Annotated in this window: 20 protein-coding genes; 17 read left to right on the forward strand and 3 right to left on the reverse strand. The window is 73.2% G+C overall.

All coding sequences use genetic code 11. From position 1 onward, the window contains the following. Position 1 precedes the first annotated feature (1 nt). From STRCI_RS21090 to STRCI_RS21115, 6 genes are all read left to right on the forward strand, one after another. Positions 2-1954 carry an FAD/NAD(P)-binding protein gene (locus STRCI_RS21090; protein WP_269660507.1) on the forward strand — a complete coding sequence of 651 codons (1953 nt, stop codon included), beginning with the start codon at positions 2-4 and terminating at the stop codon, positions 1952-1954. A 74-nt stretch (positions 1955-2028) separates the two neighbouring features. Further along, the gene (locus STRCI_RS21095; protein ID WP_269660508.1) at positions 2029-3450 is read left to right on the forward strand and encodes a nitrosuccinate lyase; all 1422 of its coding nucleotides are present in this window, start codon (positions 2029-2031) and stop codon (positions 3448-3450) included. Between the two features lie 130 nt (positions 3451-3580). After that, complete coding sequence (locus STRCI_RS21100; protein WP_269660509.1) at positions 3581-3856, forward strand: hypothetical protein; 276 nt, start codon at positions 3581-3583, stop codon at positions 3854-3856. Between the two features lie 74 nt (positions 3857-3930). Continuing rightward, entirely contained in the window at positions 3931-5412 is a 1482-nt protein-coding gene (locus STRCI_RS21105; RefSeq protein WP_269664604.1) for a DUF2252 domain-containing protein, read from the forward strand. 123 nt (positions 5413-5535) lie between these two features. Continuing rightward, positions 5536-6336, forward strand: coding sequence for a J domain-containing protein (locus tag STRCI_RS21110; RefSeq protein WP_269660510.1), 801 nt, complete (start codon positions 5536-5538; stop codon positions 6334-6336). A gap of 65 nt (positions 6337-6401) precedes the next feature. Beyond that, a complete protein-coding gene (locus STRCI_RS21115) occupies positions 6402-6731 on the forward strand; it encodes a rhodanese-like domain-containing protein (protein ID WP_269664605.1) in 330 nt (109 codons plus the stop codon). A gap of 39 nt (positions 6732-6770) precedes the next feature. On the opposite strand, the gene STRCI_RS21120 is transcribed toward STRCI_RS21115, so the two are convergent. Further along, positions 6771-7904, reverse strand: a complete 1134-nt coding sequence (locus STRCI_RS21120; RefSeq protein ID WP_269660511.1) for an acyl-CoA dehydrogenase family protein — start codon at positions 7902-7904, stop codon at positions 6771-6773. Positions 7905-8185: 281 nt separating this feature from the next. Here STRCI_RS21120 and STRCI_RS21125 point away from each other — a divergent pair, with 281 nt between their 5' ends. Genes STRCI_RS21125 through STRCI_RS21135 form a run of 3 tightly spaced genes read left to right on the forward strand, consistent with a single transcriptional unit; the run spans position 8186 to position 10862 of the window. Next, a complete protein-coding gene (locus STRCI_RS21125; protein ID WP_269660512.1) occupies positions 8186-8923 on the forward strand; it encodes a DUF5819 family protein in 738 nt (245 codons plus the stop codon). Then, on the forward strand, positions 8920-10122 hold the full coding sequence (locus STRCI_RS21130) for an HTTM domain-containing protein (RefSeq protein ID WP_269660513.1): 1203 nt from the start codon (positions 8920-8922) through the stop codon (positions 10120-10122). Before STRCI_RS21125 ends, STRCI_RS21130 begins: the two co-directional genes overlap by 4 nt. Further along, positions 10119-10862, forward strand: coding sequence for a TrmH family RNA methyltransferase (locus tag STRCI_RS21135; protein ID WP_269660514.1), 744 nt, complete (start codon positions 10119-10121; stop codon positions 10860-10862). The genes STRCI_RS21130 and STRCI_RS21135 overlap by 4 nt, the downstream gene beginning before the upstream one ends. Here STRCI_RS21135 and paaN read toward each other — a convergent pair. Beyond that, positions 10859-12550: a phenylacetic acid degradation protein PaaN gene (paaN, locus tag STRCI_RS21140; RefSeq protein WP_269660515.1), complete on the reverse strand. Its 1692-nt coding sequence runs from the start codon at positions 12548-12550 to the stop codon at positions 10859-10861. The genes STRCI_RS21135 and paaN overlap by 4 nt on opposite strands. Positions 12551-12709: 159 nt before the next feature. On the opposite strand from paaN, the gene STRCI_RS21145 reads away from it, so the two are divergent. Both STRCI_RS21145 and STRCI_RS21150 read left to right on the forward strand, forming a co-directional pair. Beyond that, positions 12710-14236 (forward strand): 3-hydroxyacyl-CoA dehydrogenase, encoded by a 1527-nt coding sequence (locus STRCI_RS21145; RefSeq protein ID WP_269660516.1) that lies wholly within the window; start codon positions 12710-12712, stop codon positions 14234-14236. Continuing rightward, entirely contained in the window at positions 14233-14823 is a 591-nt protein-coding gene (locus STRCI_RS21150) for a TetR/AcrR family transcriptional regulator (RefSeq protein WP_269660517.1), read from the forward strand. The genes STRCI_RS21145 and STRCI_RS21150 overlap by 4 nt, the downstream gene beginning before the upstream one ends. A 2-nt stretch (positions 14824-14825) precedes the next feature. Here STRCI_RS21150 and STRCI_RS21155 read toward each other — a convergent pair whose 3' ends face one another. Next, a complete protein-coding gene (locus STRCI_RS21155; protein WP_269664606.1) occupies positions 14826-15308 on the reverse strand; it encodes an Lrp/AsnC family transcriptional regulator in 483 nt (160 codons plus the stop codon). 190 nt (positions 15309-15498) lie between these two features. On the opposite strand from STRCI_RS21155, the gene pdhA reads away from it, so the two are divergent. The 6 genes from pdhA to STRCI_RS21185 are packed head-to-tail and all read left to right on the forward strand — an operon-like array spanning position 15499 to position 22430. Continuing rightward, positions 15499-16629: a pyruvate dehydrogenase (acetyl-transferring) E1 component subunit alpha gene (gene pdhA, locus STRCI_RS21160; RefSeq protein ID WP_269660518.1), complete on the forward strand. Its 1131-nt coding sequence runs from the start codon at positions 15499-15501 to the stop codon at positions 16627-16629. Beyond that, the gene (locus tag STRCI_RS21165; protein ID WP_015659134.1) at positions 16626-17630 is read left to right on the forward strand and encodes an alpha-ketoacid dehydrogenase subunit beta; all 1005 of its coding nucleotides are present in this window, start codon (positions 16626-16628) and stop codon (positions 17628-17630) included. The genes pdhA and STRCI_RS21165 overlap by 4 nt, the downstream gene beginning before the upstream one ends. Beyond that, a complete protein-coding gene (locus STRCI_RS21170) occupies positions 17630-19021 on the forward strand; it encodes a dihydrolipoamide acetyltransferase family protein (RefSeq protein ID WP_269660519.1) in 1392 nt (463 codons plus the stop codon). Before STRCI_RS21165 ends, STRCI_RS21170 begins: the two co-directional genes overlap by 1 nt. A gap of 54 nt (positions 19022-19075) precedes the next feature. Next, complete coding sequence (locus STRCI_RS21175; protein ID WP_269660520.1) at positions 19076-19975, forward strand: NTP transferase domain-containing protein; 900 nt, start codon at positions 19076-19078, stop codon at positions 19973-19975. After that, positions 19972-21336, forward strand: coding sequence for a molybdopterin molybdotransferase MoeA (locus STRCI_RS21180; RefSeq protein ID WP_269660521.1), 1365 nt, complete (start codon positions 19972-19974; stop codon positions 21334-21336). Before STRCI_RS21175 ends, STRCI_RS21180 begins: the two co-directional genes overlap by 4 nt. Continuing rightward, a complete protein-coding gene (locus STRCI_RS21185) occupies positions 21333-22430 on the forward strand; it encodes a potassium channel family protein (protein WP_269660522.1) in 1098 nt (365 codons plus the stop codon). Before STRCI_RS21180 ends, STRCI_RS21185 begins: the two co-directional genes overlap by 4 nt. Position 22431 lies beyond the last annotated feature (1 nt).

Genomic DNA, 22431 nt, shown 5'->3' on the forward strand with positions numbered 1-22431 from the left:
CATGACCACCAGACAGCACACCGTGTGCGTGATAGGCGCGGGACCGCGGGGTCTCTCCGTGATCGAACGGCTCTGCGCCGCCGCCCGTGCCGCCGCCCCCGACACCGCGATCGGCATCCATGTCGTCGACCCGCACGCGCCCGGCGCCGGGCAGGTCTGGCGCACCAGCCAGTCCGCGCACCTGCTGATGAACACCGTGGCCGGACAGATCTCGGTGTTCACCGACGCCAGCGTCGAACTGACCGGCCCCCTGGAACCGGGCCCCAGCCTGCACGCCTGGGCCGAGGCCCTGCTCGCCGGGAACATCCCCGGCCACTACCCCGACCAAGTCCTCGACGAGGCCCGCGCGTTGGGCCCCGACACCTACCCCACCCGCGCCTTCTACGGCCACTACCTGCGCTGGGCCTTCGACCGTACGGTCGCGGGCGCCCCGGAGTGCGTGACCGTCACCTGGCACCGGTCCCGCGCGGTGGCCCTGGACGACGAGGCCGCCGCCCTCGCCACCGGTCATCCGCCACGCCAGCGCGTCACGCTGGAGGACGGCGGCGTCCTGGAGCACCTCGACGCGGTCGTCCTCTCCCAGGGCCACCTGCCCGCCCGGCCGACCGCGGTGGAGGAGCAGTTCGCCCAGCTGGCCCGTGAGCACGGCCACACCCACCTCCCGCCCGCCAACCCCGCCGACACCGACCTGGAGTGCGTCCAGCCCGGTCAGCCCGTGCTGCTGCGCGGGCTCGGCCTGAACTTCTTCGACTACATGGCCCTGCTCACCACCGGCCGCGGTGGCAGCTTCACCCGCGTCTACGGCCGCCTGGTCTACCTGCCCTCCGGCCGGGAGCCCCGGATGTACGCCGGCTCCCGGCGCGGGGTGCCCTACCAGGCGCGCGGCGAGAACGAGAAGGGTGCGCACGGCCGGCACGAGCCGCTGCTGCTCACCCCCGCCCGGATCGCCCGGATGCGGGCCGCGCGCGGCGCCGACGGCGCCGACTTCCTGCGGGACGTGTGGCCGCTGGTCGCCAAGGAGGTCGAGACCGTCTACTACCGGACGCTGCTGACCGCCCGCGGCCGCGGGGACCGGGCGGAGGCGTTCCAGCGGGCCTTCCTGCGCGCGCTGCCGGGCACGTCCGCGGAGGAGACGGTGCTCGACGCGTACGAGATCGGGGAGAAGGACCGCTGGGACTGGGACCGGCTCTCCCGGCCGTACCAGGACCAGGAGTTCGGCAGCCCGGAGGATTTCACGGCCTGGCTGCTGGACCATCTGCGCGAGGACGTCGCCGAGGCCCGCAGCGGCAATGTGAGCGGTCCGCTCAAGGCCGCCCTCGACGTGCTGCGCGATCTGCGCAACGAGATCCGGCTGGTCGTCGACCACGGCGGGCTGCACGGCGACTCCCACCGGGAGCACCTGGACCGCTGGTACACGCCGCTGAACGCGTTCCTGTCCATCGGGCCGCCCGCGTCCCGGATCGAGGAGGCGGCCGCGCTGATCGAGGCGGGCGTGCTGCACATCGTCGGCCCCGATCTGCGCGTCGATGTCGACCGGCAGGGCTTCCACGCCCACTCGCCGCTGGTGCCGGGCTCCCGGATCAGCGCCGAGGTGCTGATCGAGGCGCGGCTGCCCGACATCACGCTCAGCCGCACCGAGGACCCGCTGCTGCGGCGGCTGCTGGACAGCGGCCAGTGCGCCACGCACCGGATCGCCACCCGCAACGGCACCTGGATCCACACCGAGGGCGTCGCGGTCACCGCGCGCCCCTTCCAGCTCCTGGACGCCGCCCGGCGCCCGCACCCGCGCCGGTACGCCTTCGGGGTCCCCACGGAGTCGGTGCACTGGGTGACGGCGGCGGGCATCCGGCCCGGCGTCAACTCGGTCACCCTGACCGACTCCGACGCCATCGCGCAGGCGGCGCTGGGGGCGGTGCTGGAGCAGCGGGACAGTCTGGAGCGGACGGCTGCGTGATGCTCTGGCCTGCGGCCCGTGTCCGATGGCGCGGGCCGCAGGCGCCCCCGACCCTTCCCGGAAGAGGACCACCCATGACCTTCCAACTCTCCCCGGAGCTCGCCGCCGTGGTGGACTCCGGGCTGCTGTCCCCGGTGCGCGCGGGCACGCCCGTGGAGGCGGCGGTGTCCGACGCGGCCTGGCTCGCGGCCATGGTCGAGGCCGAGACCGCGCTCGTCCGGGCGCAGGCCCGCCTCGGCACCGTGCCCGAGTCCGCGGCGGCGGCGATCATGGAGGCGGCCCGCCCCGAGCGGCTCGACCTGGTGGCGCTGGCCCGCGCGTCCCGCGAGACGGCCAACCCCGTCGTCGGGTTCGTGAAGGCGCTGACCGCCGTGGTCGCCGCCGCGGACCCCAAGGCCGCCGAGTATGTGCACCGCGGCTCCACCAGCCAGGACATCCTGGACACGGCCGCCATGCTGGTCGTCCGCCGGGCCACCGTGCTGATCCGGGCCGACCTCGACCGGTGCGCGGCCGCCCTGGAGACGCTGGCCCGCACCCACCGGGCCACCCCGATGGCCGGGCGCACCCTCACCCTGCACGCGGTGCCCACCACCTTCGGCCTGAAGGCGGCGGGCTGGCTGCACCTGGTGACCGAGGCCCACCGCCGGACGGCCGCGCTCGCCGCCGCCCTCCCGGTCGAACTGGGCGGCGCGGCGGGCACGCTGGCGGGCTACCTGGAACACGCGGACCACCCCGGCGACGACTACGCCGACCGCCTGGTCGAGGCGTACGCGCACGAGACCGGACTGGCCCCGGCCACCCTGCCCTGGCATGTGCTGCGGACCCCGATCGCCGACACCGGGGCGGTGTGCGCCTTCCTCGCCTCGGCGCTCGGCAAGATCGCGGTCGACGTCCAGTCGCTGGCCCGCACCGAGGTCGGCGAGGTCACCGAACCGGCGGTGGCCGGCCGGGGCGCGTCCTCCGCGATGCCGCACAAGCGCAACCCGGTCCTCGCCACGCTGATCCGCTCGGCCGCGCTCCAAGTACCGCAGCTCGCCGCCGTGCTGTACGGCACGATGCTCGCGGAGGACGAGCGCTCGGGCGGCGCCTGGCACGCCGAGTGGCAGCCCCTGCGGGAGTGTCTGCGGCTGGCGGGCGGCGCCGCGCACACGGCGGTGGAACTCCTGACGGGCCTCACCGTCGACGCCGACCGCATGCGCGCCAACCTCGACCTGACGGGGGGACAGATCGTCTCCGAGCGGGTGGCGGCCGTACTGACCCCGCTGCTCGGCAAGGCGCAGGCCAGGGCGCTGCTGACCCGGGCCTCGCACGAGGCGGCGGACCGTGGGACGGACCTCGCGGAGGTTCTGTCGGCGGCCCCGGAGGTGACCCGGCATCTGACTGCGGCGGAACTGGAGGAGTTGCTGGACCCGACCTGCTACCTGGGCGCGGCGCCGGGTCTGGTGGACCGGGCGGTGGGCCCGGATCCGGCGGTACCGGAGCGGCCGGCGGCTTGAGCCTGCCGGGGCATGAGCGGGCCGAGGGCATGAGCCTGACGGCGGCATGAGCGGGCCGCGGGTATGAGCCGGCCGGGGGCGTTGGCGGGCCCTTGAACCGTCCTTGACCGCTCTTCAGCAGCCTGGGGGTATGAATCCCGAACCCGCCGCGGAACGAAGGCAGTTGCTCGACACCCTCCAGGGTCTGCTCGACGCCCTGCCGCACCCGGCCGACGGGCGGCCGCCGCGGGCCGAGGACGTCCTCGGGTATCTGGAGACCGGCCGGGGCAGCGGGTCCGGCACCCCGCCCGCCCGTGCCCCGGGGACCCCGCACGGGGACGCGGCCGTGGAGGCGTCGCTGCGCCTGGTGATCGAGGCGTTCACGGCGTTCCTGAGCGCGCGCGGGGACCCGGCCGGGCCACGGTGAGGTATGCACATCGTCAGGGTTGTCCACAGGGCTGACGCGTTTCGGCCACCGCGCTGTACCGTCGGCACGAGTTGATGTTCGTGCGGGCCGGAGACGGCCGGGGTTCGGGGGAGGCGGTCGGTGTGGTCGACGCTGGTGCGGCGCAGGAGTCGGGCGGGCGGAGCTCGCTGTCCCGGCGGCTGCCCCGGGTGCGCGGATTCGCCCAGTGGCCCGGGAACGGCACCCCGAAGGAGGAGGGCAAGTCCCTGCGGGAGCGCGTCCCGCGCGGCACGCACGCACTCCTCGACCTGGACCCCGCCCGCCCCGACGCCCTCACGGCGGTGGAGGAGTCCAACCGCGGCCGGATCCCCGGGCTGACGCCGATAAGGGTCGGCCGGATGGCGGCCACCCCCTTCGCCTTCCTGCGCGGATCGGCGGGCCTGATGGCCCACGACCTCGCCCGCACCCCCATGACCCGCGTCCTCGCCCAGATCTGCGGCGACGCCCACGCGGCCAACTTCGGCCTGTACGGCGACCCGCGCGGCGGCCTCGTCATCGACCTGAACGACTTCGACGAGACGCTGCTCGGCCCCTGGGAGTGGGACCTGAAGCGGCTCGCGGCCTCGCTGGTGCTGGCCGGACGGGAGGCGGGCGCCGCCGAGGACACCTGCCGCAAGGCGGCGCACGACGCGGTGGGCGCGTACCGGCGCACGATGCGGCTGCTCGCCAAGCTCCCGGTCCTGGACGCCTGGAACGCCATCGCGGACGAGGAGCTGGTCTCCCACACCGACGCCCATGACCTGCTCGGCACGCTGGAGCGGGTGGCCGAGAAGGCGCGCTCCAACACCAGCGGCCGGTTCGCGGCGAAGTCCACGGAGCCGACCGAGGACGGCGGCCGTGGCTTCGTGGCCGCGCCGCCCGTGCTGAGCCGTGTCCCGGACGAGGAGGCGGCGGCGGTCGCCGCCTCCCTGGAGGACTACGTCGGCACCCTCTCCGAGGACCGGCTCCCGCTGCTGGCCCGGCACGCGGTGCACGACGTGGCGTTCCGCGTGGTCGGCACCGGCAGCGTGGGCACCCGCTCCTACGTCGTCCTGCTCCTGGACCACCGGGGCGAGCCGCTCGTCCTCCAGGTGAAGGAGGCCCGCCCCTCCGCGCTCCTCCCGCACCTGGCGACGGCAGGCTTCGAGACCACGAAGCCGGAGCACGAGGGCCGCCGCGTGGTCCTCGGCCAGAAGCGCATGCAGGTGGTCAGCGACATCCTGCTCGGCTGGACGACGGTCGAGGGCCTGCCCTTCCAGGTCCGCCAGTTCCGCAACCGCAAGGGCAGCGTGGACCCCGCCGCCCTCTCCCCCGACCAGCTCGACGACTACGGCCGCATGACCGGCGCCCTCCTCGCCCGGGCCCACTCCCACAGCGCCGACCCCCGCCTCATCGCCGGCTACTGCGGCAAGAACGAGGAACTGGACGAGGCCATAGCGACCTTCGCGGTGGCGTACGCGGACCGCACGGAGGCGGACCACGCGGACCTGGTGAAGGCGGTGCGGGAGGGGAGGATCGCCGCAGAAGAAGGGGTATGAGCGGCGGACCTCAGGGGCGCGGGCTGTATCGATCTGCGGCTCCGCCGCGGGGCGCGACCAGCCACGATGGCGCGACAGCCCACACACGACCTGCCGCGCCGAGGGAACTACTACTCTGGTCGGGTGACAACCCCGGAAGAAGATCAGACCCCCCGCCCGGAAGAGCGACTCGAACGCGCCGTACGGGCCGCGGAACAGGCGCTGATCGAGTACGAGATCGCCGTCGAGACCTTCCGCGTGGAGGTCGAGAACTTCTCCCGGCTGCACCACCAGAAGCTGGGCCCGATGTACGCCCGCCTCGACGACCTGGAAGCAAGGATCGCCGAGGCGAAGGCGGCCCGCTCCGGCGACCCGGAGGACATCCGCAAGGCGGAGGAGGCCCGCGCCCGGGTCATGCCGATGCCGGGTGTCGAGGAGCTGTTCCACGGCTGGATGGACGGCGACGGTCTCTTCCCGGAGGCGTCGGCGATGCTCACGGACCAGCCGGTACAGCCCCCGCAGCGGGTCCGCCCGAGCGAGGAGGCCCGCAAGCTCTACCGCGAGCTGGCCCGCAAGGCCCACCCCGACCTGGCCCAGGAGGACGGGGAGCGGGCGCGCCGCGAGGAATTCATCACCCGGGTCAACGCCGCGTACGCCCGGGGCGACGAGGCCCTGCTGAAGGAGCTGGCCGAGGAGTGGGCGGCGGGTCCGGTCCCCGAGGAGCGGCAGCCGAGCCCCGCCGAGGAGCTCTACGCCCGCCTGGAGTGGCTCTCCGAGCGCAAGGAGATGCTCACCCTGGTGGTACGGGAGCTGGAGGACAGCGCGATCGGCTCCATGCTGCGGCTGGCCCCGGACGACCCGGACACGCTGCTGGAGGAGATCGCCGAGCAACTGCTCGCCGATGTGTCCGCGCGCGAGGCGGAGCTGGCGGAACTGCTCGGGTGACGAGGGAGGCGGCCGGACCGCGCGTGCCACCGGGTACCGTCGGTGGCATGCATTTCGGATCTGGCGTGCCCACGGTCGAGGTCACGGACCTCAAGGACGGCGATTTCCTTCTGGACGTCCGCGAGGACGACGAGTGGCAGGCAGGCCACGCCGAGGGGGCGCTGCACATCCCCATCAGCGACTTCGTCGCCCGCTACGGCGAGCTGACCGAGGCCGCCCCGCAGGACGGCCGGGTCAATGTGATCTGCCGTTCCGGGGGCCGCAGCGCGCAGGTCGCGATGTACCTGGTCCAGCAGGGCATCGACGCGGTGAACGTCGACGGCGGCATGCAGGTGTGGGCAGCCGCGGGCCGACCCGTCGTCACGGCCGAGGGCAAGCCCGGCTTCGTGCTCTGAGCTGCTCTGCCCTGCTCTGAGCACTCCGAGCAGGGCACATCACCCCAGGGGATGCGCGGCCAGCAGCTCGCCCAGCGCCTCCTCGTGCGCCGCCGCCGGGCCGAGCGACAGCTCCAGTTGCTTGGCCCACGCGTGGTACCGGTGCAGCGGGTAGTCGACGTCCGCGCCGAACCCCCCGTGCAGATGCTGCGCCGTCTGCACGATCCGCCGTACCCCTTCCGCGGCCCAGATCTTGGCCACGGCGACGTCCGCTGCGACCGGCAGCGCGCCCGGCGCCCGCGCCGCGATCCGCCAGGCGGCCTGCCACAGGGTGGCCTCCATGGCCCGCAGGTCGATGTACCGGTCGGCGGTCTGCACGGCGACCGCTTGGAAGGTGGCGAGCGGGTGGCCGAACTGCTCCCGCTTGCCGGTGTAGTCGCTCGTCATCCGCAGCACCCGGTCGCCGAGCCCGAGCGCCAGCGCGCAGGTCCCGACCGTCAGCAGCTCCCGCAGCCGCTCCCAGGCGCCTTCCGCCGCCACCACCTCCCGCTCCGCGAGCCGCACGGAGTCGAGCCGCAGCTCCCCGAGCCGCTCCCCGGTGGTGGAGTACTGCTCGGCCAGCCCCACCCCGGCCCGCTCGTGCGACACCAGCGCCAGCACGGCCCGGTCGCCGTCCGCGCTCGCCGGTACGACGAGGAGATCGGCGTCGTACGCCCAGGGAACGGCCGTCTGCGCACCGTCCAGCACCCATCCCGCACCGTCCCGCCGCGCGGTCACCGCCAGCTCCGCCGGGTCGTGCCCGCTGCGGCCGTGCGCGGCGACGGTCAGTGCGAGCTCGCCCCGCCCGGCCCGCGCCAACAGCCCGGACTCCAGGTCCTGGCCGCGGTACGCCTGAAGGACCGCCAGTGCCGCGCTGTGCTCCAGCAGCGGCACCCGCGCCAGCACCCCCGCCGCCTCCCGCAGCACCAGACAGAGCGCCACCGCGTCCAGACCGGCGCCGCCGTGCTCCTCGGCGAGCAGCAGGCTCAGCAGATCGGCGTCGGCGAGCCGGGACCACAGCGCGCGGTCGAAGTCCTCGGCCACGGCGCCCCGGGTGAGCGCGGGGCTCGGCACGGCGTCCGGCTCGACCCCGGCGAACACCCCCTGCGCCGCCTCGGCCGCCGCCTGCTGCTCCTCGGTGAAGGTGAAGTCCACGGTGCTGCCCTCCCGCGCCCAGGGTCCCGCCCACAGTGATCTGACGGTGCGTCAAGATAGAACAGGTTCTAGAAGAAGGGAACGGGGCGGACGGGGGCCGTCTCCTGGATCTTCACGCCCTTCCCCATGGATCTTCACCCCCCTCACCAGTGGATCTTCGGCTCCTGCCAACCGCTTCGCAGATGTGACCTTGCCGTGAGCGGGGCGCCGTAAGGTGTCCCCCCGAGACAGGGCCGCCCGGGGAGGTTCTGCCGGGGACCGGAATGGGGGAACGGGGCGGAATGGACGCGTACGACGCAGTGGGCGAGGCCCGGCACGGGCCGGAGCCCCGCAGCGGTGTGGCCGCCCTGTCCCTGCGCTACCAGATCGCCGCCGCCCTCGCCCTGGCCGTGGTCGCGGTCGCCGTCTGCGTCCACATCGGCATGGTCTTCCTGCATGTCGCCCCCTCCAACACGGTCAGCAAGCGGCACGGCTCGGCGATCGAGGACTGGGTCTATCCGGAGTTCGAGCAGAACTGGAAGCTCTTCGCGCCCAACCCGCTCCAGCAGAACATCGCCGTCGAGGTCCGCGCCGAGGTCCGCGAGGCGGACGGCGAGATGCGCACCACCGGCTGGTACGACCTGTCCGCCCAGGACGGCCGGGACATCGACGGCAATCTGCTGCCGAGCCACACCCAGCAGAACGAGCTGCGCCGGGCCTGGGACTTCCTGGTCGCCACGCACGACGACGACAACCGCCCGGTGGGCCTGCGCGGCGATCTGGCCGAGTCCTACCTGCGCCGCATCGTGGTCCTGCGCCTGGACCGCGAGGACGCGGCCGGACCCGGCGGGCTCGTGCAGCGCGTCCAGGTCCGCTCGCGGACCACGAACGTGCCGCCGCCCGACTGGAGCGAGGAAAAGGTGCCGGACAACCCGGTGTACCGACAGCTGCCCTGGTGGGAGCTGCCCGCGGACGAGACCGGGGACGGGACCGACGAGGCCGGCAAGGCCGCGGACGAGGCCGGGGAGGAGCGGGCATGAGCCGCTTCGCCCTCGCCGTCTCGGCCGCCATCGCCCGGGTCACCGAGTCCGCGCTCGGCCCGTACCAGACGGCGGTGGTCCGGATCGGCTTCGCCGCGACCTGGCTGCTCTTCCTGTTGCGCGAGCTGCCCCACCGCCATGAGCTGTACGGCCCGGACGGCCCCTGGAGCTTCGCGCTCGCCGAGCAGCTGATCACCGCGAACGGCGCCTTCACGGCCCTGATCTGGACCGACGGCCGGATCTGGTTCGAGCTGGTCTACGCCCTCGCCGTCCTCTTCGCCGTCCTGCTGCTGCTCGGCTGGCGGACCCGCACGATGTCCGTGCTGTTCATGGTCGGCGTGCTGTCCGTGCAGAACCGGTCCGTCTTCATGGGCGACGGCGGCGACAACGTCCTGCACCTGATGTCGATCTACCTGGTCTTCACCCGCTGCGGCCGGGTCTGGTCGCTGGACGCGCGCCGGGCGGAACGCCGGGGGGACAGGGCCGACCGGGTGGGTCCGGTTCTGTGGGGGGTGCTCGGACTCGTCCTGATCCTGGCCTGGCTCGGGGGCCGGCTCGACGGCGACGTGACCGTGCCGCTGATCCTGTGGACCGTGTGGATCGCGCAGGCGGTGTGGTGGCTGGCCGGCCGGATCACCCGCACCGCCGAGCCGCGGGTCCTGCTCGATGTGATCGCGAACATCGTGCACAACGGCGCCCTGTTCGTAATCATGGCCGAGGCCTGTCTGATCTACGCCACCGCGGGCTGGTACAAGATCCAGGGCTCCCGCTGGCAGGACGGCACCGCCGTCTACTACCCCCTGCACCTGGACTACTTCTCCCCCTGGCCGGCCCTCGCGGACGCCCTCTCGGCCAGCGGCGTCATGGTGATGCTGGTGACGTACGGGACGGTAATGGTCCAGGTCGCCTTCCCGTTCACGCTGTTCAACCGGCGGGTCAAGAACGTCCTGCTGGCCGCCATGATGTTCGAGCACGCGGTGATCGCGGTCGTCCTCGGCCTGCCGTTCTTCTCGCTGGCGATGATCGCGGCGGACGCGGTCTTCCTGCCGACGGCCTTCCTGCGCCGCCTGGGCGCCTTGGCGGCGCGGATGCCGGGCCCACGCAAGGACGGCGATACGGCAGTGCCCGAGCCCCGCGGCCCGGAGAACCCCGAGAGCCCGGAGAACCCGGAACAGACCCACGTAGGCTCCGCTCCATGACCAGCCCCGTCACCACCTGGCACCGCCTCGCCGGCACCGCCGTACTCCTGGACGGCTTCCACGCCCTCAAGCACGCGGTGCGTTTCGGCGCCGAGGTCCCGGTGGCGGTGGCGGTGGACCGGGAGGCGACCCTCGCCCTGGCCGACGAACTGGCCGCCGACGTACGCGACCGTCTGTCCGGCCTCCTCATGGAGGTCCCGGAGGAGACCTACCGCGCCCTGGTCCCGCGCCCCCACCCCACAGCCGTGGCGGCCCTGGCGGTACGTCCGTCCCGCGCGGCGCATCTGGAGCTGCTGGCGGCGCGGCCGCGCCCCACCCCGGTGGTTCTGCTCGACCACCCCCGCAACCTGGGCAACGCGGGCGCGGTCATCCGCCTGGCCGCGGGCTTCGGCGCGACGGGCGTCGTCACCACCGGCACGCTGGACCCCTGGCATCCCACGGTCGTACGAGGCGGCGCGGGCCTGCACTTCGCGACGGCGGTGGAGCGCGTCACGCCGGAGGAACTCCCTCCGGGCCCCCTCTTCGCCCTGGACCCCGAGGGCGACGACATCCGGGACATGAAGCTCCCGGACGACGCCGTCCTCGCCTTCGGCTCGGAGCGCACCGGCCTGTCACCAGAGGTCCGCGAACGAGCGGACCACCTGCTGTCCCTGCCGATGCGCCCCCAGGTGTCGAGCTACAACTTGGCGACGAGCGTGGGGATGACGCTCTACCACTGGAGCGCCTTCAGGGGTTCCTAGGCCTCCCGCCGAACCTCGACCACGCGGAAGCGACTGGCGACGAACGCCCCGTCGCACAGCGCGGCGTTCGCCGCCGGGTTGCCGCCCGACCCGTGGAAGTCGGAGAAGGCGGCCGTCTGGTTGACGTACACCCCGCCCGTCAGATTCAGCGACAACTGCGCCGCCTCCTCCAGGCAGACGTCCTGCACGGCCTGCTCCACCTCGGAGTCGACGGTGTACGCGCCCACCGTCATCGCGCCCTTGTCCCGGACCGTCCGCCGCAGCAGCGACACCGCGTCCGCGGCGGAGTCCATCGCCACCGCGAAGGACACCGGCCCGAAGCACTCGTTCATGTACGCGGCCTCGTCGTCCGGCTTGGCCCCGTCCAGCTTGACGATGACCGGCGTACGGACGACCGCCTCGGGGAAGTCCGGGTTGGCGACCTCGCGGGAGGCGAGGGCGACTTCGCCGAGCCCCGCCGCGGCCTCAAGGCGTGCCTTGACGTCCGGGTTCACGATCGCGCCGAGCAGCGCGTTCGCGCGGGCGTCGTCGCCGAGCAGCCCGTCCACCGCGCGGGCGAGGTCCGCGACGACCTCGTCGAAGCTCCGCGGCCCGTCCTCGGTGCGGATGCCGTCCCGGGGGATCAGCAGGTTCTGCGGCGTGGTGCACATCTGCCCGCTGTACAGCGACAGGGAGAACGCCAGGTTGGACAGCATGCCCTTGTAGTTGCCGGTGGACTCCACGAGCACCGTGTTGACGCCGGCCTTCTCCGTGTACACCTGCGCCTGGCGGGCGTTGGCCTCCAGCCAGTCGCCGAAGGCGGTCGAACCGGTGTAGTCGATGATCCGGATCTCGGGCCGCACGGCGAGCGTCTTGGCGATGCCCTCACCGGGCCGCTCGGCGGCGAGCGCGACCAGGTTCGGGTCGAACCCGGCCTCGGCGAGCACCTCGCGAGCGACCTGCACGGTCAGCGCGAGCGGCAGCACCGCGCGGGGGTGCGGCTTCACCAGCACCGCGTTGCCCGTGGCGAGCGAGGCGAACAGGCCCGGGTAGCCGTTCCAGGTCGGGAAGGTGTTGCAGCCGATCATCAGCGCGATCCCGCGCGGTACCGCCGTGAACGCCTTGGTCAGGGCGAGCGGGTCCTTCTTGCCCTGCGGCTTGGTCCACTCCGCGGTGTCGGGGGTGCGGACCTGCTCCACGTACGCGTAGGCCACCGCCTCCAGGCCGCGGTCCTGGGCGTGCGGGCCGCCCGCCTGGAACGCCATCATGAACGCCTGCCCGGAGGTGTGCATGACCGCGTGCGCGAACTCGTGGGTGCGGTCGCTGATCCGCTTGAGGATCTCCACGCAGACCACCGCGCGGATCTCCGCGCCCGCGTCCCGCCAGTCCCGCTGTCCGGCCTTCATGGCGGGCAGCAGCACGTCCACGTCCGCGTGCGGGTACTCCACGCCCAGCGCCAGGCCGTACGGGGAGACCTCGCCGCCCACCCAGCCGTCGGTACCGGGCTGGCCGAGGTCGATCCGGGTGCCGAGGAGGGCGTCGAAGGCGGCCTTGCCCGCCGCCATGTCCAGGCTGCCGTTCTCGCCGTAGGCCTTGGGGTGCTCGGGGTGCGGGGACCAGTACGCGCGCGTGCGGATCGCTTCCAGCGCCTGGTCGAGGGTGGGCCGGTGCTTGGCGATCAGGTCGTGGGCGGTGAGGGCGGCGGCCATGCGGGACCAACTCCTAGTCTCAAGAACTCTTCGTCGAGTTCATGACCTGGCAGAAACATGGGCAGGAACAGCCAGTCAGAGTTAGAGTAACCGAACGATCGGTCGGTTCAAGGGGGTCCGCCGCATCTGTGGAAAACCCCGTGCGGGAGGATCGCGGACATGACAGCACTCGACCTCAGCAGCCCCGTGGCCGTCGTCGGCACCGGCACCATGGGCCAGGGCATCGCCCAGGTCGCACTGATCGCCGGCCATCCGGTCCGGCTCTACGACGCCGTGCCCGGCAAGGCGCGGGAGGCGGCCGACGCGATCGGCGCCCGCCTCGACCGGCTGGTCGAGAAGGACCGGCTCAGCGACGCCGACCGCGTCGCGGCCCGCGCCCGGCTGATGCCCGCCGAGGCGCTCACCGACCTCGCCGACTGCGCCCTGGTGATCGAGGCCGTCCTGGAGCGCCTGGACATCAAGCAGGAGCTGTTCCGGGCGCTGGAGGAGATCGTCGGCGAGGACTGTCTGCTCGCCACCAACACCTCCTCCCTCTCCGTCACCGCCATCGGCGGCGCCCTCGCGAACCCCGGCCGCTTCGTGGGCCTGCACTTCTTCAACCCGGCCCCGCTGCTGCCGCTGGTCGAGGTGGTCTCCGGGTTCGCCACCGACGTCACCTCGGCCACGCGCGCGTACGAGACCGCCCGCGCCTGGGGCAAGACCCCGGTCGCCTGCGCCGACACCCCGGGCTTCATCGTCAACCGCATCGCGCGGCCCTTCTACGCCGAGGCCTTCGCGGTCCACGAGGCCCAGGGCGCCGACCCCGCCACCATCGACGCGGTACTGCGCGAGTGCGGCGGCTTCCGGATGGGCGCCTTCGAACTGACCGACCTGATCGGCCAGGACGTCAACGAGTCCGTCACCCACTCCGTGTGGCAGTCCTTCTTCCAGGACGTCCGCTTCACGCCCTCGCTGTCCCAGCGCCGCCTGGTGGAGTCCGGCCGCCTCGGCCGCAAGAGCGGACACGGCTGGTTCGACTACTCCGATGAGCTCGGGGCTGCCGAGCGGCCCGAACCGCACACCGCCGAGCCGGAACGGGCGCCCGCGTATGTCGTCGTCGAGGGAGACCTGGGTCCCGCCGCCGAACTGCTCACGCTGTTGCGCGAGGCGGGCGTCCCGGTGCGCGAGGAGGACGAGGACCACGGCACCCGCCTGGTCCTGCCCAGCGGCGGCCAGCTGGCGCTCGCCGACGGACAGACCTCGGTGGAGTTCCGGGACGTCGTCTACTTCGACCTCGCGCTCGACTACCGCCGGGCCACCCGGATCGCCCTGTCCGCCTCCCAGGACACCTCCCCGCAGACCCTCGCCGAGGCCGTCGGCCTGTTCCAGGCGCTCGGCAAGCAGGTCAGCGTCATCGGGGACGTGCCCGGCATGATCGTCGCCCGTACGGTCGCCCGGATCGTCGACCTCGCCCATGACGCCGTCGCCAAGGGCGTGGCCACCGAGGAGGACATCGACACGGCCATGCGGCTCGGCGTCAACTACCCGCTCGGCCCCTTCGAGTGGAGCCGCAGGCTCGGCCGCAACTGGGCCTACTCCCTCCTCGACGACCTTCACCTGCGCGACCCCTCCGGGCGGTACGCCCCCTCCCTCGCGCTGTACCGGCACGCCTACGCCACCGACAAGCGGGAGGGCAACGGCTCATGACCACCGCCAAGCGCGACACGTACACCCCGGAGACGCTGCTGTCGGTCGCCGTCCGGGTCTTCAACGAACGCGGCTACGACGGCACCTCCATGGAGCATCTCTCCCGGGCCGCCGGGATCTCCAAGTCGTCGATCTACCACCACGTCTCCGGCAAGGAGGAGCTGCTGCGCCGCGCGGTGAGCCGGGCGCTGGACGAGCTGTTCGGCATCCTCGACGAGGAGCACGCGCGCGTGGGGCGTGCCTCGGACCGCCTGGAGCATGTCGTCCGGCGCATGGTCGAGGTGCTCATAACCGACCTGCCCTATGTGACGCTGCTGCTGCGGGTGCGCGGCAACACCGACACCGAGCGGTGGGCGCTGGAGCGGCGCCGCGACTTCGACCACGAGGTCGCCGAGCTGCTGAAGGCGGCGGCCGCCGACGGGGACCTGCGCGGCGACGTGGAAGTGCGGCTCGCCACCCGGCTGGTCTTCGGGATGATCAACTCCATTGTGGAGTGGTACCGGCCGGACGGCCGGGGCATGGGCGAGCGCGAGGTCGCCGACGCCGTGGTGCAGGTGGTGTTCGGGGGACTGCGCAGAGCGGCCTGATGTCAGCCCTGCGGCTCCAGGTCCTCCTCCTCGAAGACCAGCAGGGTGCGGGTGCTGAGCACCTCGGGGATGGCCTGGAGGCGGGTGAGCACCAGTTCGCGCAGCGCCCGGTTGTCGGGCGTGTGCACCAGCAGCAGGACGTCGAAATCGCCCCCCACCAGCGCGATGTGCGAGGCCCCGGGCAGCTGCCTGAGCTGCTCGCGCACGGTCCGCCAGGTGTTCTGCACGATCTTCAGCGTGATGTACGCCGACGTCCCGTGCCCCGCGCGTTCATGGTCGACGCGGGCGCCGAAGCCCCGGATGACGCCGTCCTCGATGAGGCGGTTGATGCGCGCGTAGGCGTTGGCGCGCGAGACGTGCACCCGCTCGGCGACGGACCGTATGGAGGCGCGGCCGTCCGCCTGGAGCATCTGGAGGATGTCCTGATCGATGGCGTCGAGGGGACGGGGTGGCGGCAGGGCGCCGCCGTCGGGGCCCTCGGCCATTTGTTCAGGTGCCATGTCCCCCCGCCTCCCTGTCGTGGACGTACTGCGTTCATTGCAGGCTGTGGAGAACCGTTTGTCCACAGCCTGGAGGTGCCTGTAGCCAAAATGTGCCGACGACCGAACAATCGGTAGGTGAGGCGGGTCACAGCCGACACGTCTCCCGTAGCCACTCCCACGAGGAGGTGCCGTCATGACGGTCATGGAGCAGCGGGGCGCGTACCGGCCATCGCCGCCGCCCGCCTGGCAGCCCCGTACCGACCCCGCGCCGCTGCTGCCTGACGCGGAGCCCTACCGCGTCCTCGGCACGGAAGCGGCGGCCAAGGCCGACCCCGGTCTGCTGCGCCGCCTCTATGCCGAACTGGTGCGCGGCCGTCGGTACAACGCCCAGGCCACCGCCCTGACCAAGCAGGGCCGCCTGGCCGTCTACCCGTCCACCACCGGACAGGAGGCCTGCGAGGTCGCCGCCGCGCTCGCCCTTGAGGAGCGCGACTGGCTCTTCCCGAGCTACCGCGACACCCTCGCGGCCGTCGCCCGCGGCCTGGACCCCGTCCAGGCGCTCACCCTGCTGCGCGGCGACTGGCACACCGGCTACGACCCGCGCGAGCACCGCATCGCCCCGCTGAGCACGCCGCTGGCCACCCAGCTCCCGCACGCCGTCGGCCTCGCCCACGCCGCCCGCCTCAAGGGCGACGACGTGGTCGCGCTCGCCATGGTCGGCGACGGCGGCACCAGCGAGGGCGACTTCCACGAGGCGCTGAACTTCGCCGCCGTCTGGCAGGCGCCGGTCGTCTTCCTGGTCCAGAACAACGGCTTCGCGATCTCCGTACCGCTCGCCAAGCAGACCGCGGCCCCGTCGCTGGCCCACAAGGCCGTCGGCTACGGCATGCCCGGCCGCCTGGTCGACGGCAACGACGCCGCCGCCGTGCACGAGGTGCTCACCGACGCCGTGCGCCACGCGCGTGCGGGCGGCGGACCCACCCTGATCGAGGCGATCACCTACCGGATCGACGCCCACACCAACGCCGACGACGCCACCCGCTACCGCGGTGACTCCGAGGTGGAGACCTGGCGCGGCCACGACCCGATCGCCCTCCTGGAGCACGAGCTCACCGAGCGCGGCCTCATCGACGAGGCCGGCATCCAGGCCGCGAAGGACGCCGCCGAGACGATGGCCGCCGACCTGCGCGAGCGCATGAACGCCGACCCGGTGCTCGACCCCATGGACCTGTTCGCCCATGTGTACGCCGAGCCCACCCCGCAACTGCGGGAGCAGCAGGCCCAGCTCCGCGCCGAGCTGGACGCCGAGGGAGACGAGCGATGACCACCGTCGCGGTGAAACCCGCCACCATGGCACAGGCCCTCACGCGCGCGCTGCGCGACGCCATGGCGGACGACCCGTCCGTGCACGTCATGGGCGAGGACGTCGGCACCCTCGGCGGTGTCTTCCGGGTCACCGACGGACTCGCCAAGGAGTTCGGCGAGGACCGCTGCACCGACACCCCGCTCGCCGAGGCGGGCATCCTCGGCACCGCCGTCGGCATGGCCATGTACGGCCTGCGGCCGGTGGTGGAGATGCAGTTCGACGCGTTCGCCTACCCGGCCTTCGAGCAGCTGATCTCCCATGTCTCCCGGATGCGCAACCGCACCCGCGGCGCCATGCCCCTGCCCATCACCATCCGCGTCCCCTACGGCGGCGGCATCGGCGGCGTGGAGCACCACAGCGACTCCTCCGAGGCGTACTACATGGCGACCCCGGGCCTCCATGTCGTCACCCCCGCCACCGTCGCCGACGCCTACGGACTGCTGCGCGCGTCCATCGCCTCCGACGACCCGGTCGTCTTCCTGGAGCCCAAGCGGCTGTACTGGTCGAAGGACTCCTGGAACCCCGAGGAGCCGCAGAGCGTTGAACCGATCGGCCGTGCGGTGGTGCGGCGCTCGGGCCGGAGCGCCACGCTGATCACGTACGGTCCGTCCGTGCCGGTCTGCCTCGAAGCCGCCGAGGCGGCCCGCGAGGAGGGCTGGGACCTGGAAGTCGTCGACCTGCGCTCGCTGGTGCCGTTCGACGACGAGACGGTCTGCGCCTCGGTACGACGGACCGGACGAGCGGTCGTCGTGCACGAGTCGGGCGGTTTCGGCGGCCCGGGAGGGGAGATCGCGGCCCGCGTCACGGAGCGCTGCTTCCACCACCTGGAGGCACCGGTGCTCCGCGTGGCCGGGTTCGACATCCCCTATCCGCCGCCGATGCTGGAGCGTCACCACCTGCCCGGCGTGGACCGGATCCTGGACGCCGTGGGGCGTCTGCAATGGGAGGCCGAGAGCTGATGGCACAGGTGTTGGAGTTCAAGCTCCCCGACCTCGGCGAGGGGCTCACCGAGGCGGAGATCGTGCGCTGGCTGGTCCAGGTCGGCGATGTCGTCGCCGTCGACCAGCCGGTCGTCGAGGTCGAGACGGCCAAGGCGATGGTCGACGTCCCCTGCCCCTACGCCGGTGTGGTCACCGCCCGCTTCGGTGAGGAGGGCTCCGAACTGCCCGTGGGCGCCCCGCTGATCACGGTCGCCGTCGGCGCCCCGCCCTCCGACAGCGAGGCTGCGGGCTCCGGCAACGTCCTGGTGGGCTACGGCACCTCCGAGGCCCCGGCGCGACGCAGGCGGGTACGCCCGGCCCAGCCGCCGCCGGCGAACGGCACGGCCGCCCCCGGTGAGACCGCGGCGCCGGCCGAGAGCGTGGCGCGACCCGTCGGCACCGCGGCCGGGCACGGACCCCACGGCCACGGCACCGGCCGCGACACGGCACCCGCCGACACCGGGACCCGTGGCGACGGCCCCGTGCCCGTGATCTCCCCGCTGGTCCGCCGCCTCGCCCGCGAGAACGGCCTGGACCTGCGGGAGCTGCACGGCTCCGGCCCGGAAGGGCTCATCCTGCGCGCGGACGTCGAGTACGCCCTGCGGGCCGCCGCCGTACAGGCACGCCCCGCGGCTCCGGCGCCCGCGCAGGCCCCCGCCGCCGCCCCTGTCGCCGGGCGCGGCGAGACCCGTACGCCCCTCAAGGGCGTCCGCGGCGCGGTCGCCGACAAGCTCTCCCGCAGCCGGCGTGAGATCCCGGACGCGACCTGCTGGGTGGACGCCGACGCGACCGAGCTGATGCGCGCCCGCACCGCGATGAACGCCGCGGGGGGCCCGAAGGTCTCCCTTCTGGCCCTGCTGGCCCGGATCTGCACCGCCGCCCTGGCCAGGTTCCCCGAGCTGAACGCCACCGTGGACCAGGAGGCCCGGGAGATCGTCCGGTTCGACCACGTCCACCTGGGCTTCGCCGCCCAGACCGAGCGCGGCCTGGTCGTGCCGGTGGTCCGGGACGCCCACGCGCGGGACGCGGAGTCGCTGACCGCCGAGTTCGCCCGGCTCACCGAGTCGGCGCGCACCGGCGCCCTGACACCGGCGGACCTCACCGGCGGCACCTTCACGCTGAACAACTACGGCGTGTTCGGCGTCGACGGCTCCACGCCGATCATCAACCACCCCGAGGCGGCCATGCTCGGCGTCGGCCGGATCATCCCCAAGCCGTGGGTGCACGAGGGCGAGCTGGCCGTGCGCCAGGTCGTCCAGCTCTCGCTCACCTTCGACCACCGGGTCTGCGACGGCGGTACGGCGGGCGGCTTCCTGCGCTATGTGGCGGACTGCGTGGAACAACCGGCGGTGCTGCTGCGCACGCTGTGAGTGCGGGACCTCCCCCGCGTTCCCTGTGATCGCCGGGACCCGCATACTCAGGGGGTGACCGCGTACGAGCCCCCGGACGAACCGGGTACCGAGGCGTACGACGCCGTCGTGCTCGCCGGGGGTGCCGCCCGGCGGCTCGGCGGTGCGGACAAGCCCGGCATCGGCGTCGGCGGACGCCCGCTGCTGGAGCGGGTGCTCGCCGCCTGCGCCGACGCGCGCACCACCGTCGTCGTCGCCGACGAGCGGCCCACCGCCCGCCCGGTGGCCTGGGCACGCGAGGACCCGCCCGGCGGCGGCCCGCTGGCCGCCCTCGGCGCCGGACTGCGCGCCACCACGGCGGACCGGCTCGTACTGCTCTCCGCCGACCTGCCGTTCCTCGACGCCGCCACGGTTCGGCGCCTGCTCACCGCGCTCGGCGCGAGCGGCGCCGACGGAGCGCTGCTCACCGACGCCGAAGGCCGTGACCAGCCGCTCGTCGCCGCGTACCGCGCACCCGTGCTGCGCGAGGCCCTCGCGGCGCTCACCGCGGAGCACGGCACCCTCACCGGCCTGCCGCTGCGCCGGCTCACCGCCGGTCTCCGCCTCGACCGCGTCCCCGACCCCGTCGCGTCCTTCGACTGCGACACCTGGGACGACATCGCCACCGCCAGGGCACGCATCAGGGAGCATGGGCACGTGTTGGATGAATGGATTTCCGCAGTCAAGGACGAGCTCGGCATCGACCTCGATGTCGACATCAAGGTCCTGCTGGACCTCGCCCGGGACGCCGCCCACGGTGTGGCGCGCCCGGCCGCCCCGCTGACCACCTTCCTCGTCGGCTACGCCGCCGCGCGCGCCGACGGCAGCCCCGAGGCGGTCGCCGAGGCCGCCCGCAAGGCCGCGGACCTCGCCACGCGCTGGGCGCGGGAGCAGAACCCGGACGCCGGGCCGGACGCCGCCCCGGACGCCGGATGACCCCCCGCAGTGTCCGCGACGACCAGGACGCCGAGGACCTCGATGTCGAGGAGGTGCTCGCCCTCGTGAACGAGAACCCCAAGGGCGGCCCCACACCCGCCCCGAGGCACCGGGCCGACGCCCCGCAGGACCGGGCCGGACACCACACCGCGCACCACAGGGCCACCGCCTGGCCCGAGGCCCGCGCGATCGCCGCCCGCGCCGGACGCGGCCCCGGCACCCGCCGTCCCCCCGTCCAGGCCCCCCTCGACACCGCGCTCGGCCTCACCCTGGCCGCCCCCCTCACCGCCCTCACCGACCTGCCCTCCTTCGACACCTCCGCGATGGACGGCTGGGCGGTCGCCGGACCGGGCCCCTGGGACGTACGGGAGACCGGCGTCCTCGCCGGGCACGCCGAGCCCGAGTCGCTCGCCGACGGCGAGGCGGTCCGGATCGCCACCGGCGCCCGGATCCCCCTGGACACCACCGCCGTGCTGCGCAGCGAGCACGGCCACAGCGACGACAAGGGCCGGCTGCACGCGGACCGCGAGCTCCAGCACGGCCAGGACATCCGCCCGCGCGGCCAGGAGTGCCGCTCCGGCGACCAGCTCCTGCCCGTCGGCACCCTGGTGACCCCGGCCGTCCTCGGCCTCGCCGCCGCCGCGGGCTACGACGCCGTCACCGCCGTTCCCCGGCCGCGCGCCGAAGTGCTGATCCTGGGCGACGAGTTGCTCACCGAGGGCCTGCCGCACGACGGGCTGATCCGGGACGCCCTCGGCCCGATGCTGCCGCCCTGGCTGCGGGCGCTCGGCGCCGAGGTCACCACCGTGCGCCGGCTCGGCGACGACGCCGAGGCCCTGTACAAGGCCCTCGCCTACTCCGAGGCCGACCTGATCGTCACCACCGGCGGCACCGCCTTCGGACCCGTGGACCATGTCCACCCCACCCTGCGCCGCCTCGACGCCGAACTCCTCGTCGACGGCGTCAAGGTGCGTCCCGGCCACCCCATGCTGCTGGCCCGGATCAAGGCGAACCAGCACCTGGTGGGCCTGCCGGGCAACCCTCTCGCGGCCGTCTCCGGCCTGCTCACGCTCGCCGAGCCCCTGCTGCGCACCCTCGCCGCCCGCCCGGCTCCCGAGCCGTACACCCTGCCCCTGCGGGACGCGGCGCACGGGCATCCGCACGACACCCGGCTCGTCCCCGTCGTGCTGCGCGGCGACGGGGCTGTGCCGCTGCACTACAACGGCCCCGCGATGCTGCGGGGCATGGCGGCCGCCGACGCCCTGGCCGTCGTACCGCCTGGGGGCATCCGGGCCGGTGAGGAGGCGGAGCTGCTGGATCTGCCGTGGGCGTCCTCGGGGATCGGGGTGTGTTTCACGTGAAACTTCCGGGCCACGACGCCATCGCGCGCCAGCCGGACGAACACCTGGTGACCCATCGGGTCAAGCTGCCGAAGAAGGTGGTGGAGCATCCGTTCCGTCAGGTCGCCAAGCGCGTGATCATGGCGCTGACGCTCCTGGTGGTGTGCGCCCTCATCGTCTACGCCGACCACGACGGCTACAACGACAACTCCGACGGCAGCCTCGACTTCCTCGACGCCTTCTATTACGCGACCGTCACCCTCTCCACCACGGGCTACGGCGACATCACGCCGGTCAGCGACACGGCTCGGCTCACCAACATCCTTGTCATCACGCCCATGCGGGTGCTGTTCCTGATCATCCTGGTCGGCACCACGCTGGAGGTCCTCACCGAGCGCACCCGGGAGGAATGGCGTCTGAACCGCTGGAGGTCCGCCTTGCGCGACCACACCGTCGTCGTCGGCTTCGGCACCAAGGGGCGCTCGGCGATCCAGACCGTCTGTGCCACGGGGCTGAGGAAGGAACAGGTCATCGTCGTCGACCCCAGCAGCAAGGTGATCGAGGCGGCGACCGCCGAGGGCTACGCGGGGATCATCGGCGACGCGACCCGCAGCGATGTGCTCAAGCGGGCCGAGGTGCACAAGGCCCGGAAGATCATCATCGCGACGCAGCGGGACGACACCGCCGTCCTGGTCACACTGACGGCCCGCCAGATGAACCGTGGGGCGAAGATCGTGGCCGCGGTGCGCGAGGAGGAGAACGCCCCGCTGCTGAAGCAGTCCGGCGCCGACGCGGTGATCACCAGCGCCAGCGCGGCCGGCCGGCTGCTCGGTCTGTCGGTGCTCAGCCCCGCCGCCGGCATGGTGATGGAGGACCTGATCCAGCAGGGCAGCGGGCTCGACATCGTCGAACGGCCGGTCATAAAGGCCGAGGTCGGCAAGGGGCCGCGGGAGACGTCCGACCTGGTGGTCAGCGTCGTCCGCGGCCACCGGGTGCTCGGATACGACGACCCGGCCGTCGGCTCGCTCGAAGCGACGGACCGGGTCATCACCATCGTCCGGGCCACGCCGAGCATCCAGGTCGCGCCCGACATCCGCCCCATTTCCCAGGACTGAC

Origin of the sequence: Streptomyces cinnabarinus (assembly GCF_027270315.1) — a bacterium.
Classification (GTDB): domain Bacteria; phylum Actinomycetota; class Actinomycetes; order Streptomycetales; family Streptomycetaceae; genus Streptomyces; species Streptomyces cinnabarinus.